We start from the raw sequence: 12,350 nt of genomic DNA on the forward strand, positions 1-12,350 counted from the left end.
CGCGCATGACCCATCAGACTCATCGCACCGATCGCACCGGCCAGTTGAAACTCAACGCGATGCTCAACGGCGGCGGCAGCCATGTCGCCGGATGGCGGCATCCCGATTCGCATCCGCACGGCACGCACGATTTCGCGCATTGGCGGCGGCTCGCGCAGACCGCCGAGCGCGGCAAGTTCGATGCGATCTTTATCGCCGACGTGGTCGCCACGCAGGGCAGCCACATCGACTCGCTGCGGCGCAGTGCCCGCGCCGAGACCTTCGAGCCGCTCACGCTGCTGGCCGCGCTCGCGGCGGTGACGGAGCGCATCGGCCTGATCGCCACCGCGACGACGACGTATAACGCGCCCTACCATCTCGCGCGCAAGTTCGCCTCGCTCGACCATCTGAGCGGCGGACGCGCCGGCTGGAATCTCGTCACCTCGGTGGTGCCCGACGAAGCCGCCAACTTCGGCGACGCGCCGCATCTCGCGCACGCCGACCGCTACGCGCGCGCCGACGAATTCCAGCGCGTCGTCGCGGGTTTGTGGGACAGCTGGGAGGACGACGCCTTCATCGAAGACAAGGCCGCAGGCTTGCACTTCGACCACGAAAAGCTGCACGTGCTCAACCATCGCGGCCCGCACTTCTCCGTGCGCGGCCCGCTGAACGTGTCCCGGCCGCCGCAGGGGCATCCGGTGCTGGTGCAGGCCGGTTCGTCCGAAGCGGGACGCGAACTGGCCGCGCGCTGTGCGGAAGTCATCTTCACCTCGCAGCATCGTCTCGACGACGCCCGCGCGTTTTACGCCGATGTGAAAGACCGCATGCGGCGATGGGGACGCGATCCCGACCATCTGAAGATCCTGCCTGGCATCGTACCGATCGTCGGCGCGAGCGAAGCCGAGGCGCGCGAGAAACTGGACGCGCTGCAGGCGCTGATCGATCCCGTGCTCGGTTTGCGCCTGCTGGCCGATAACGCGGGCGACTTCGATCTGTCCGGTTATCCGCTCGACGGTCCGCTGCCCGACCTGCCGCCGAGCAATCGCAGCAAGAGCCGTCAGCAACTGATCGTCGACCTCGCGCGCCGCGAGAACCTGACGATCCGCCAGCTCTACGAACGCTTCGCGAGCGCGGGCATCGTGACCGGCACGCCGAAGACGATCGCCGACCACTTCGAAGCGTGGTTCCGGGCATCCGGCGCGGACGGTTTCAACGTCGCCTTCGCGTGGCAGCCGGGCGGCCTCGACGATTTCGTCGATCTCGTGATTCCGGAATTGCAGCGGCGTGGCCTGTTCCGCACCGAGTACGAAGGGCCGACGCTGCGCGATCAGCTTGGCCTGCCGCGTCCGCCGTTCGTCCGGCCCGCCACGAGCGTGCGTGGCGACCAGGCCCCGCCAGTCGACGGGAGGTCGGTATGACGCGCCGCCTGCGCCTGGGGCTCCTGACGCGCGTGTATGCGCCCGACGCGTCGCCGCGCGTCTTGCACGAGACGCTCGAACTGATCGAAGCGGCCGAAGCGCTGGGCTTCGACAGCGCCTGGGTCGCGCAGCATCATTTCGGCCGCGAGACGGGCCGCCTGCCCGCGCCGCTCGTGCTGCTCGCCGCCGCGGCGCGGCGCACGCGGCGCATCGCGCTCGGAACCGGCGTGATCGTGCTGCCGCTCGAGCATCCGTTGCGAGTCGCCGAAGATGCCGCCGTGCTCGATGCGCTATCTGGTGGACGCGTGCAACTCGGTCTCGGCGCCGGGTTCGAGCCCGACGTGTTCGGCGCATTCGGCCGCGACTTCGGCGCACGGGCTGCGCTTCAGGACGCGGCGCTCGGCACGTTGCAAAGTGCATTGGCCGGAACGCCCCTGGACCGTTCGCCGACGGCGGGCAGCGCGAGCGCGGCGCCGTCGCGAGACACCGAGCCCACACTTCAGCCACCCGCGCCAGGGCTCGCGCAACGGATCTGGCTCGCGACTGGCGACGTCGACGCCGCCGTGCGCCATCGCACCGGCCTGATCGTCGCGCGTTCGCGCAGCCACGAAGGCGGTGAAGCCTCGCTGATCGAGCGCTATCGCAGCGCGTGGCAGCACACGCATGCGCCGCGCGTAGCGCTCGTGCGCGCGGTGATTCCGGGCAGCGATGCGCGCAGCGTCGAAGCCGCGCTTGCGCCGGACATCCTGCGCTACGCATCGCGCCTCGCTCAGGCCGGCAGCGGCGCGCCAACGGCGACGCCGGACGCAGGCGCGCTGCTCGACACATTCGGCGTGCTGCGCGGCGAGACGGAATCGATTGCCGCCTCGCTACGCGCCGACGCCGCCCTCCCCATCGCCGACGACCTGATCGTCCAGGTCCAGACGTTCAGCACCTCGCACGCCGATGCCATCCGGCGCATCGAAGCCGTCGCGCGCGAGATCGCTCCGGCGCTCGATTGGCGCGCCGCGTCGGCATCCGAACAGGCGACTTCCGTCGCCGCTCATCTTTCCACGCCATGACATCGACCACATCGACCGCATCGACCACATCGACCACGCCGCATGCTGCGCGCCCTTTCAAACTCGGTTTCCTGACCCACGTGCACGGCACGGGCGACGCCGCGAATGTCTATGCGGAACTGGAGGCGCTGTTCGTCGCCGCCGAGGAACTGGGCTTCGATGGCGGTTTCGTCGCGCAACATCACTTTCGCGCGTCGCACGGCAGATTGCCGTCTCCGCTCGTCCTGCTCGCCTCGATTGCGCAACGCACGCGCCGCATCGAGCTGGGTACCGGCATCGTCACGTTGCCGCTGGAAGATCCGATCCGGCTCGCCGAGGACGCCGCCGTCCTCGACACGCTCGCAGGCAGGCGCGTGCAGCTCGGGCTCGGCAGCGGCGGCGCGAACGTGGATGCGTTTGCGGCTTTCGGCGTCGCGCCCGACACGCGTCAGCGCGATTTCGCCAACGCGCTGACGCGGCTCGAACAGGCGGTCGAAGGACAGCCGCTCGCCCCAACCGCCGATGCCGCTGACGACGCGCCGCTGCGGCTCCAGCCCGCCGCACCCGAATTGCGCCAGCGCCTCTGGCACTCGCATTCGACCGTGGACGGGGCCCGGCTCGCGGCCCAGCACGGCAACGGTCTGCTGCTCGGCACCGCCGTCCACGATCCGCGCACCGTCCAGCTGCCGCTCGCGCGCGCGTATCTCGATGCCTGGCGCGAGCACGCGGCGGCGGGCTCCCACGCGTACGCCGGTGCGCGCGCGGGCGGCCCGCGTCTCGGCATTGTGCGCGCGGTGTTTCCCGCTGCGGATCGCCGCGCGGCCCTCGACGCGCTCGCGCCAGACGTCGTGCGCCACGGCCCGTGGCTCGCCACGGTCGGCCATCCCGGTGTGAGCGACCCCGAACAGATCCTGCGACTCTTGAACGTCCACTACGGACCGCCCGACGACATCGTCGACAGCCTGCGCGCCGACCCCGCGCTGTTCCCATTCGCGAGCTACTTCCTGCCGGTCGTGCAGTCCGAAAGCTCGACGCTCGACGAGGCCATCGACCGCTTGCGCATCCTCGCCGAGATCATCGCCCCGGCACTCGGCTGGTCTCCCGCGAGCGCGAGCGCGAACGCATGAAGCCTCCCGCGCTGCTGCTGAACCTCGCCGTCGACCCCGGCACTTCGCGCGCGGACCCCGCCGCCGACTGGATCGCGCTCGCACGCGCGAGTCTGGCGGCGGGCTGCGACGGCCTGCTGCTGCAGTGCAGCCCCGGCGGCGAGGACCCGTGGACGCTGGCCGCCGTGCTGGTCGATGCGCTGCCCGCTGCGCGCGTCGTGGTCGCCCTGCCGGTCGGCGCGATGCTGCCCGTGGCGGCGGCTCATCTCGCGCAAAGTCTTCAGTCGATCAGCGGTGGCCGCGCGGCGCTCGCCTGCACAGCCGACTGGCCAGGCGGCGCAACGGATGTCGAGCGCGCCTCGATGAATCGCGACCAGCGGCTCGCGCAAGGCATCGAATTTCTGGCGATCCTCGATGCGCTGTGGACTGCCCGCTCGCCGCTCGATCATCACGGTGCGTACTTCCGCGCGAGCGCCGCGCGTTTGCCGGACCTTTACGCGCAGCGTCCGCCGCTGTACTGGTATGGCGCCGAGCCGGATCTGCGCAAACTCGCGGCCAGCGGATGCGACGGCGTGCTGCGCGAAACGCACGCCACGCCACGCCTGCAGGCCGAGATCGGGCGCGCGTATCGCGATCTCGATCTCGCCGCGCCGCCGCCCGCGCAACGCTTGCGCCGCGTCGCGGCGTTCGGGCACGATGCCCCCTGCCGCCCCTGCCTGTAGCCCGGCTCGACACTGAACTGGCCCATCCCGACGGAACGCCTCATGAGCATCGAATTCGGCTGGTTCCTGCCCACCAATGGCGACGGACCGCATCTCGCGAACAGCGGCCTGCCGAGGCCGCCGAACTACCTGCGCGATTTTCGTCCGGCAACGCCCGACTATTTGCGCCGTCTTGCCGCCGCCGCGGAAGCGGCCGGCTTCGACCATCTGCTCGCGCCGACGGCAGCGGGTTTCGAAGACCCATGGCTCGTCACCGCGATGCTCGCGCGAGCGACCCGCCGCATCGACTTCATCGTCACGTTCAGACCGGGCCTCGAACAACCGGAATCGCTGGCGAAGCGCGCCGCAACGCTCCAGCGCATGAGCGGCGGCAGGCTGCGCCTGTTCGCCGCGAGCGGGTCGAGCGCTCACGATCAGCGCGCGCTCGGCGACTTTCTCGATCACGACGCGCGTTATCAGCGGACCTCGGAGTACCTGCGCGTGCTGCGCCGTCTCTGGCAAGGCGCGGGGCACACGGTCGCCGGGCAACATTACGCGCTCAATGCCGCGCATCCCGGCGTGCCGCTCGAGCCTCCGCCGCGGTTATATCTCGGCGGTGCGTCGGCGTTCGCGGAGCGCGTCGCAGCGAGCCAGACCGACACCTATCTGCTCTGGGCCGAACCACCCGCGCTCGTGCACGAGCGCGTCAGGCGGCTGAAGGCACTCGCGGCGATGCATGGCCGCACGATCCGCTTCGGGGTGCGCGTGCATGTCATCGCACGCGAGACGGGGCGCGCGGCGTGGTCGCGCGCCGACGAACTGCTGCGCGGCATTTCCGATCGCAACTTCGTCGATGCCCAACGCGAGCTCGATCAATACGAGTCGGTGGGCCAGCAGCGCCAGACTGCGTTGAGCCGCGGCGCGATGCGCTCGCTACGCGAACTCGAAGTCGCGCCGAATCTGTGGGCCGGTGTGGGCTTGACGCGCGGCGGCGCCGGAACGGCGCTCGTGGGCAGTTACGACGAGGTCGCGCGGCGCATCAGCGAATACCACGCGCTGGGCATCGACGAATTTCTGCTGTCGTCGTATCCGAATCTGGAAGAAGCGACGCGCGTCGGCGAGCATCTGCTGCCGCGCGTGCGCCTGCTGGAGCGCGAGCCCGCGCGACGGCAGACTTGACTTGCATGAAAGCGCTCTAGACCGGCGGCTCCTCGTACAGCGCCTCGGGACGCGGGTCGTTCAGGAGCCCGTAACGCGCGAGCAGCGTGCGCATGGTATTGCGCGTCACGCCCAGCAGCGCGGCTGCGCGCACCTGACTGAACCGGCAATGTTCGAAGGCCTCTTTGACGATCAGCTCCTCCACATCGCGCAGCAGGCTCTCGCCGGGCGAGCGAAACAGACGGCGGACGCCCGCGCGGATATCGTCCTGCGGCAGCGTCGGCGCAGGCTGGTCCGGCGCCGCATTCGCTGCGAGCGCTTCGGAAAATTTCAGGTGCTCGGCGCGGATCAGATTGCCGCTCGACACCAGCAGCGCGAGGTGAATGACGTTTTCGAGTTCGCGGATATTGCCGGGCCACGGATAGGCCAGCAAAGCCTGCACCGCGTCCTCGGAGAACATCGGCTGCGCGCGTTTGAGTTGCGCGCAGTAGCGCGAGCGGAAATGCTCGGCGAGCAGCACGATGTCCTGCGGTCTTTCGCGCAGCGGCGGCAGGCGCACACTCGCCAGATTGATCCGGTAGAGCAGATCCATGCGGAAATTGCCGGCGATCACGGCACGCTCCAGATCGACATTGGTCGCGGCCACAACCCGCACGTCGACGCGCCGCGCGCGCGTCGCGCCCACGCGCGTCACCTCGCCCTCCTGCAATACGCGCAGCAGTTTCGACTGGAGTGGCGCCGCGAGATCGCCGATTTCGTCGAGAAAGACCGTGCCTTCGTGTGCGTCCTCGAAATAACCGGCGCGGCGGCCTTGCGCGCCCGTGAACGCGCCCGCCTCGTGACCGAAGAGTTCCGCTTCGGCCAGTTGCGGATTGATGGCGCCGCAATTCACCGCGATGAACGCCCCCTTGCGGCGGCTGACATGATGGATGTGACGCGCGACCAGTTCCTTGCCGGTGCCGGTCTCGCCGAGTATCAGCGCGGGCGCCGCGCTGGGTCCGATCTGCTCGATGAAGCGCAGGACGGCGGCGGACGCCGGATCGGCGAAAACGAGGGCTTTGGCTCGAATCGAAAGAGGCTGCTGGTCGCTTTCCGGCAAGGCGATCAGATTGGGACGGTGGGCGTGGTTATCCATGATCCGACAGTTAGCGGACCGATGATCAAATTGCACCCGCGTCCGGAGCTTTGATATTAATCAAAATATGCGGACGGCTTAAATGCGAATTGATGCATTACTTGTCGTTACGAACCCGATAACGAAATGAGCGAAATTGGGCTGGGTGGTACGCGCCTCCGAAGCAAGCCGCGTTTTCGCAGGTCGATCCGGGCCTGTCCAGGTTGATCACCGCTATCCAAGCAGCCGCGCTTCCAGCGCGCTGCGCGTCACCAGATCGAATCGCTCCGGGCGGATATGAAAGACCGTGGATTCGCACGCGCGGCCATCGGCGAGCCGCGACGTCCGCCGCAAGACCAGCAGGGGCGCCTGCGCGGGCACGTCCAGATACGCCGCCATATCGCGTGACGCCGCCACCGCCGTAATCGACATATCCGCATCGACGATGTGCCAGCCATCGATCTTCTCCAGCATGTCGTATGACGGCAGCGTTTGCGCCTCTTCACGCGAAATCACGCTGGCCTCCGGCAACATGCAGGTTTGCGCGAGCGCGACCGGCACATCGTCGACGCAATGCAGTCGTTCGAGATAGACACAGTCCGCCACATCGGCAGGGAAAATCTCGCGCAACCCCGGAGGCACTTCGCACGTTTGCATGCGCAGCAACTGCATGCTCGCGCGCGCGCCCTGCGCGGCCAGCGAGTCATAAAAACCGCGCAGTACGTCCAGCCGGTGCTGCAGGCGCGCGGGCTTCACGAACGTGCCCTTGCCCTGCTTGCGCTCCACCACGTGCGCGTCCACCAGCCGCCCGAGCGCGAGGCGCACCGTCACGCGGCTCACCTCGAAGCGCGCGCTGAGTTCCGCTTCCGACGGCAGCCTGCCGCTCGGCGCGTAACAGCCCTGCTCGATTTCCTGCTGCAACGTCGTCGCGATCTGCTCGTAGAGCGACGTCACATCCTCTCGCACCAACGTCATTGATGTCCCTCGTTGCGCGCGCCTCGCGCCTTCTGCGCGATTCGCCATATCGATATGAAAAGCAATTGGATGGCTCAACTTGTATTAATACGTATTATGCCATCCTGATCCACAGCGAGCCGCCTCATTGGTCTCACCGGGCACCCTGGCTCGCTTCACGAACGCACGGAAGCATAACAGTGACAGACAAGACTCTCGACGCCCCGCCGATCGAGCACGCGCCCCACGTCCATCGTCCGCACGCGATCGCCCACGGCCACGCAGGACCTCGCAGTCGTGCCGCATTGCTGCGCGCGCGCCTCGGCTTCGTCGCCGCGTGGCTCGCGTTCTTCGCCGTCGCATGGCTGCTGCCGACGCCCGCCGGTCTCGACGCCGCCGGCAAGGCCACGCTCGCCGTGGTGGCCTGGGTGGCGATTGTCTGGGTGACCGAGGCGATTCCCGTGGGCGTGAGCGGCATCCTGCTGCCGATGCTGCTGGTACTCTCGCACGCGAGCCCGAGTTTCCCGAAAGCGGCGAGCGGTTTCGCCGCGCCGGTGGTGTTCCTGTGCCTTGCCGCGTTTCTGTTTTCCGCGATCATGCAGGCGAGCGGGCTCGACCGGCGCATCGCGCTGGCACTGCTCGACCGTCTCAAGGTGCGCACGGCCAACGGCGTGATCTGGGCGATGTTCGCCGTGAACTTCGTGATGTCGATGGTCGTGCCCGCCGCGAATGCGCGCTCGGCCGCGCTGCTGCCGGTGACCAACGGCATCGTCAAGCTGTTCGGCGACTCCGCGCGTGAACGCGCCGCGAAGAAAGCCATCGTGATCCAGTCGCTGGTGTATGGCGCAATGATCAGCGGCATGTGCATTCTCACCGCGCATTTGCCGAACATGGTGGTGTCCGGCCTGCTCGAAAAGCAATTGGGCATCCGCATTTCGTACTTCACGTGGTTCAAGCTGCAATGGCCGTATCTCGGCATGTTCGCGATCACGCAATGCTGGGTGCAATACTATTTCCGCTCGCGCGCCGTGCAGATTCCGGGCGGCCGCGCCGCCATCACGTCGATGCGCGAAGCGCTGCCGCGCGCGTCGGGCAACGACTGGACCGTGCTCGCGCTATTCGCTTGCGTGGCGATTCTGTGGGCGACGGAGCCGCTGCATCATCTCTCGTCGGAGATCGTCGCGCTGATCGCGCTCGCGATCCTGTTCGCGCCGGGCGTGCTGCGCTTCGGCTGGGCCGAGGTCGAGCAGCGCACGATCTGGGGCACGCTGTTTCTGCTCGCGGGTGCGCTCTCGCTGTCTTCGGCGATCAGCGCATCCGGCCTCGCGCAGTGGGCCGCCGATCACATCTATCTCGTCGCGCACGGGCATGGCTGGTGGCTCGCCATCGGCATCGTGATGCTGGGCACTCACGTCATCCGCATCGGCATGCTCTCGAACGTCGCGGCGGTGACGATGATCGCGCCCATCGCGCTTGCGCTCGCGCCGCGTCTCGGTCTGCATCCGGTGGCCTTCACGATGCTGATCAGCGACACCGACAGCTTCGCCTATCTGCTGCCCACGCAGATCACCGCCGGCGTCATCGCCTATAGCAGCGGCGCGTTCACGACCGCCGACTACGCCAAGGTGGGCGTGGTCTCGGTGCTGATCGCGATCCTCTACGGCCTGTGCGTGATCGCACCGTGGTACGCATTCATGGGCGTGCCCGTGTGGGATGCGTCCGCGGCGTGGCCGTTCGCGCATTGACTTGCCCTACACCTCATCCTCTTTCCCCTGCTTGACACGATCTACCATGAGCGAAGCGAACGAAATCGACCTAAAGGCGCGCGCACGCGCTTTGCGCGAGCGCCTCGGCCAGCACGTCGCCCCGGCCGGCCTCTACGAACAGCTGAAACAGCGCCCCTTCGCGGGCAGCGTACGCTGCAACGTCTCGCGCCTCGAAGCGGGCGACTGGGCCGAAGTCGTGCTCGACTACGAGGTGGGCTCGTCGGGCATCGCCGACGGCGGCTGGCTCAAGGCGACCTTCAAGTTCTATTCCGACTGGGCGCTGTTCCAGACGAGCGACCCGAGCGCCGCGAACTACATCAGCGCGGAATATCATGCGGCGCCGCTGGTGCCGGGACAGAGTCCCGCCACGGTGCAGGCGCTGAATGTGCGCTTCGACCAGAAGGGACACGAGCGGCCCTATCAGAAAGCCGTGATCGTCGATGTCGTCGACGGCTATCTGAACGCGGGCGACCGCATCGTCATTCGACTCGGCGACCGGCGGCGCGGTCCGGGCACGCGCATCCAGACGTTTGCGGAAGACAACTTCCGCTTCCGTCTCTATGTCGATCCGTTGGGCACTTCGCGCTTCGTCGCGGTGCCCGGCGACATTTCGATCGACATTCAGGCGGGCGCGCCGTCCGACGTGCTGCTCAACGGTCCGCGTTTCGTGCGGCCCGGCGAGCGCGCGCCGTTTCGCCTGGTGTTGCAGGATCGTTGGGGCAATGCGTGCCGCGACCTCGGCGCGCGCGCGAACGTGGTGCCTGTGGTCGCGCGCGTGAGCGCCCGCGACGCGAACGGCGAAACGGTTTATGAGCGCGAGCATGCCGTACCTGCGCAGGACTTCGCGACGCTCGCGCTCGACGACCTGCCCACCGGGGCCGGTACGCTGCACATCGTCGCGGATGTTCCCGCGCACCCCGGCATCCGCGCGGCCGAGGCCTGGTTGACCGTCGATGCCGCGCTGCCCGCGCCACGCGCGCTCTACGCGGACCTGCACGTGCACGCGCACGACACGGTCGGCACCAACAGCCCGGCCTACAACGCGCAGTACGCGCGCGACATCGGCGGCATCGACGTGCTCGGCTATACCGCCAACGACTTCCAGATCACCGATGCGAACTGGCAGCTTGGCGTGGAGGCGGTAGAACACTTCAACGAGCCTGGCCGCTTCGTGGTCTATCCGGTGCAGGAATGGTGCGGCAGTTCGACGGCGGGCGGCGATCACAACGTCGTGTTTCTCGGCGACGAGCGACCGGGCTTTCCGTACAACGCACGCGGCGAGCACAACCGCACGCTCGTCTGGAACGAGGATATGAAGGGCAACGCGGTCGAACTCGGACGCTGGCCCGTCGAGGAGTTGTGGGACGCCTACGCCGACGACGCCGAACACCATCTCGTGATGCCGCACGTGGGTGGCCGCCGCTATATCCCGGACTGGCATCATCCGCAGCTCGAACGGCTGGTCGAGATCGCGTCGACGTGGGGCCATTTCGGTTGGCTCTATCAGGACGTGATCGCGCGCGGCTATCAGCTCGGCGTCGCGGCGAGCGGCGACGAGCATCGTGGACGTCCCGGCGGCGGCGCACCCGGCGTGCAGGTCTTCGGCGTGCATGGTGGCCTGACGGGCGTGCTGGCCGACTCGCTCGACCGGCGCACGGTCGCTCAGGCGCTGCGCGCGCGCCATACGTGGGCGACCACCGGCGAGCACAGTGCGCTGCTCGTGCACAGCGGCGACCACCGGCAAGGCGATGCGTTCACGCAGCGCGGCCCGGCCACGCTCGACTACCGCCTGCTCGGCCGCGCGGGCTGGGAATACGTCGCGGCCTACGATCACAACGGCCTGCTCTGGGAGCGCAATCTGCACGAAGAACTCGGTTACGCGGACCGCCTGATTCGCGTGCGCTGGGGCGGCGCACGCATTCGCGATCGCTATCGCTGGGCCGCGTGGCGCGGCCGCATCTGCATTCTCAACGGCACGATCCACAACTTCGGGTCGCACGGTTTCGAGCACGTAGAAGAATCGGCGTGGCGCACCGGCGCGACCGACATCGAGTTCAGCAGCGATACCTACGGCGACGCGGACAGCATCGAGATTGACGTCAGCAATCTGGCCTCCGCGACGATCGTGATCGAAGGCACGATCGATGGTTTCGTGAAGGTCGGCGACCCGCTCGCGGGCAATCCGTTCGCGCATGCGCCGACGTTCCGATTCGAGATTCGCGGCGCGGATCTGCTCGCCCAGGGCAGCGCCACGCATGCGCTCGGCGGCACGGAATTGTTCGTCGCGGTGGAGCGGCTGACCGATCGGCCGTTACCGGTCGACCTGGCGGGCAGTATCAAGATCGACGCGAAAAACGCGCCCTTCGGTTTTCGCCCGGTGTACTTCTTCGGGCGGCAACGCGACGACAGCAAAGTGTGGTCGTCAGCGCAGTTCATCACGTTCGAGTGACCGTGTGCGGGCCGATGTCGCCCGGGAGTGGACGATCGACTGCATCGTGCCATTCATTGACAATCAAGGGGCGGGGATAAAGCTTATGGAAGGAATCTATGCACACCTACTCTGAAAGCGAACGGCGCGAACAGTGGCCAACCTCCAACCGCGCCCGTGTGGTTCAAGCGGCTCGAACGTCTAGAAGGTGAGGTTCAAAGGGCTGCCGAGAAATTGAAAGACAAGGCCACTTCGGGCCTGGCCCGGACTCACCGGAAAATTTCGCGAGAATCAAAACGAACCCCACTCAAGGTCCCGCGAACTCTTGTCAGCAGGCTGGATGAACAACAAGAGTTCGCTGCCAATCAACTACGGACTTATCGGAGATTTCCCTCGTTATAGCGTTGTAGTGACGCCGCCATCGACATAGAGCACATGCCCATTTACGAAATTTGATGCATCGCTAGCCAGGAAAATCGCCGCGCCTGCGAGGTCCTCGACATTTCCCCATCGGCGTGAGGGCGTCCGACCAATCAGCCAGTTGCTGAACGCCGCGTCGTCAACCAACGCCTTCGTCAGTTCAGTCTTGAAGTAGCCCGGTCCAAGACCGTTGACCTGAATCCCATGCTGGCCCCAGTCAATCGCCATCCGCAGATTCCGGCCTTCCCGCAGACTTTTTTGTCTCT

At 67.3% G+C, this 12,350-nt stretch carries 9 protein-coding genes and 1 pseudogene; 7 read left to right on the forward strand and 3 right to left on the reverse strand.

The window, feature by feature from the left end:
• Nucleotides 1-5: 5 nt before the first annotated feature.
• From LDO54_RS09270 to LDO54_RS09290, 5 genes are read left to right on the forward strand one after another with little or no spacing between them, the layout of a single operon-like run.
• Nucleotides 6-1,397 carry an LLM class flavin-dependent oxidoreductase gene (locus LDO54_RS09270; RefSeq protein ID WP_224009431.1) on the forward strand — a complete coding sequence of 464 codons (1,392 nt, stop codon included), beginning with the start codon at nucleotides 6-8 and terminating at the stop codon, nucleotides 1,395-1,397.
• Nucleotides 1,394-2,458 carry an LLM class flavin-dependent oxidoreductase gene (locus LDO54_RS09275; protein ID WP_224009433.1) on the forward strand — a complete coding sequence of 355 codons (1,065 nt, stop codon included), beginning with the start codon at nucleotides 1,394-1,396 and terminating at the stop codon, nucleotides 2,456-2,458. The genes LDO54_RS09270 and LDO54_RS09275 overlap by 4 nt, the downstream gene beginning before the upstream one ends.
• Nucleotides 2,455-3,564 carry an LLM class flavin-dependent oxidoreductase gene (locus LDO54_RS09280; protein ID WP_224009434.1) on the forward strand — a complete coding sequence of 370 codons (1,110 nt, stop codon included), beginning with the start codon at nucleotides 2,455-2,457 and terminating at the stop codon, nucleotides 3,562-3,564. The genes LDO54_RS09275 and LDO54_RS09280 overlap by 4 nt, the downstream gene beginning before the upstream one ends.
• Nucleotides 3,561-4,265, forward strand: a complete 705-nt coding sequence (locus LDO54_RS09285; RefSeq protein WP_224009436.1) for an LLM class flavin-dependent oxidoreductase — start codon at nucleotides 3,561-3,563, stop codon at nucleotides 4,263-4,265. The genes LDO54_RS09280 and LDO54_RS09285 overlap by 4 nt, the downstream gene beginning before the upstream one ends.
• Nucleotides 4,266-4,307: 42 nt before the next feature.
• Nucleotides 4,308-5,423, forward strand: a complete 1,116-nt coding sequence (locus LDO54_RS09290) for an LLM class flavin-dependent oxidoreductase (protein WP_224009438.1) — start codon at nucleotides 4,308-4,310, stop codon at nucleotides 5,421-5,423.
• 16 nt (nucleotides 5,424-5,439) lie between these two features.
• Here LDO54_RS09290 and LDO54_RS09295 read toward each other — a convergent pair whose 3' ends face one another.
• A complete protein-coding gene (locus tag LDO54_RS09295) occupies nucleotides 5,440-6,537 on the reverse strand; it encodes a sigma 54-interacting transcriptional regulator (protein ID WP_224009439.1) in 1,098 nt (365 codons plus the stop codon).
• A 213-nt stretch (nucleotides 6,538-6,750) separates the two neighbouring features.
• Nucleotides 6,751-7,491, reverse strand: a complete 741-nt coding sequence (locus LDO54_RS09300) for a GntR family transcriptional regulator (RefSeq protein ID WP_224009441.1) — start codon at nucleotides 7,489-7,491, stop codon at nucleotides 6,751-6,753.
• Nucleotides 7,492-7,670: 179 nt separating this feature from the next.
• Between LDO54_RS09300 and LDO54_RS09305 the strand changes: the two genes are divergently transcribed.
• Nucleotides 7,671-9,215: an SLC13 family permease gene (locus tag LDO54_RS09305; RefSeq protein ID WP_224009443.1), complete on the forward strand. Its 1,545-nt coding sequence runs from the start codon at nucleotides 7,671-7,673 to the stop codon at nucleotides 9,213-9,215.
• Nucleotides 9,216-9,261: 46 nt separating this feature from the next.
• Complete coding sequence (locus tag LDO54_RS09310) at nucleotides 9,262-11,685, forward strand: hypothetical protein (protein WP_224009445.1); 2,424 nt, start codon at nucleotides 9,262-9,264, stop codon at nucleotides 11,683-11,685.
• Between the two features lie 375 nt (nucleotides 11,686-12,060).
• Here LDO54_RS09310 and LDO54_RS09315 read toward each other — a convergent pair.
• Nucleotides 12,061-12,312: pseudogene (locus tag LDO54_RS09315) on the reverse strand (SDR family oxidoreductase); the annotation flags it as partial.
• Nucleotides 12,313-12,350 lie beyond the last annotated feature (38 nt).

The sequence above is a fragment of the Paraburkholderia tropica genome (assembly GCF_914484835.1).
GTDB classification, from domain to species: Bacteria; Pseudomonadota; Gammaproteobacteria; order Burkholderiales; family Burkholderiaceae; genus Paraburkholderia; species Paraburkholderia tropica_A.

What these genes read in the sequence shown, in the direction of transcription:
- LDO54_RS09300 (WP_224009441.1), bottom strand. Translation starts at nt 7,491, where the DNA reads ATGACGTTGGTGCGAGAGGATGTGACGTCGCTCTACGAGCAGATCGCG.
- LDO54_RS09290 (WP_224009438.1), top strand. Translation starts at nt 4,308, where the DNA reads ATGAGCATCGAATTCGGCTGGTTCCTGCCCACCAATGGCGACGGACCG.
- LDO54_RS09280 (WP_224009434.1), top strand. Translation starts at nt 2,455, where the DNA reads ATGACATCGACCACATCGACCGCATCGACCACATCGACCACGCCGCAT.
- LDO54_RS09275 (WP_224009433.1), top strand. Translation starts at nt 1,394, where the DNA reads ATGACGCGCCGCCTGCGCCTGGGGCTCCTGACGCGCGTGTATGCGCCC.
- LDO54_RS09295 (WP_224009439.1), bottom strand. Translation starts at nt 6,537, where the DNA reads ATGGATAACCACGCCCACCGTCCCAATCTGATCGCCTTGCCGGAAAGC.
- LDO54_RS09270 (WP_224009431.1), top strand. Translation starts at nt 6, where the DNA reads ATGACCCATCAGACTCATCGCACCGATCGCACCGGCCAGTTGAAACTC.
- LDO54_RS09310 (WP_224009445.1), top strand. Translation starts at nt 9,262, where the DNA reads ATGAGCGAAGCGAACGAAATCGACCTAAAGGCGCGCGCACGCGCTTTG.
- LDO54_RS09285 (WP_224009436.1), top strand. Translation starts at nt 3,561, where the DNA reads ATGAAGCCTCCCGCGCTGCTGCTGAACCTCGCCGTCGACCCCGGCACT.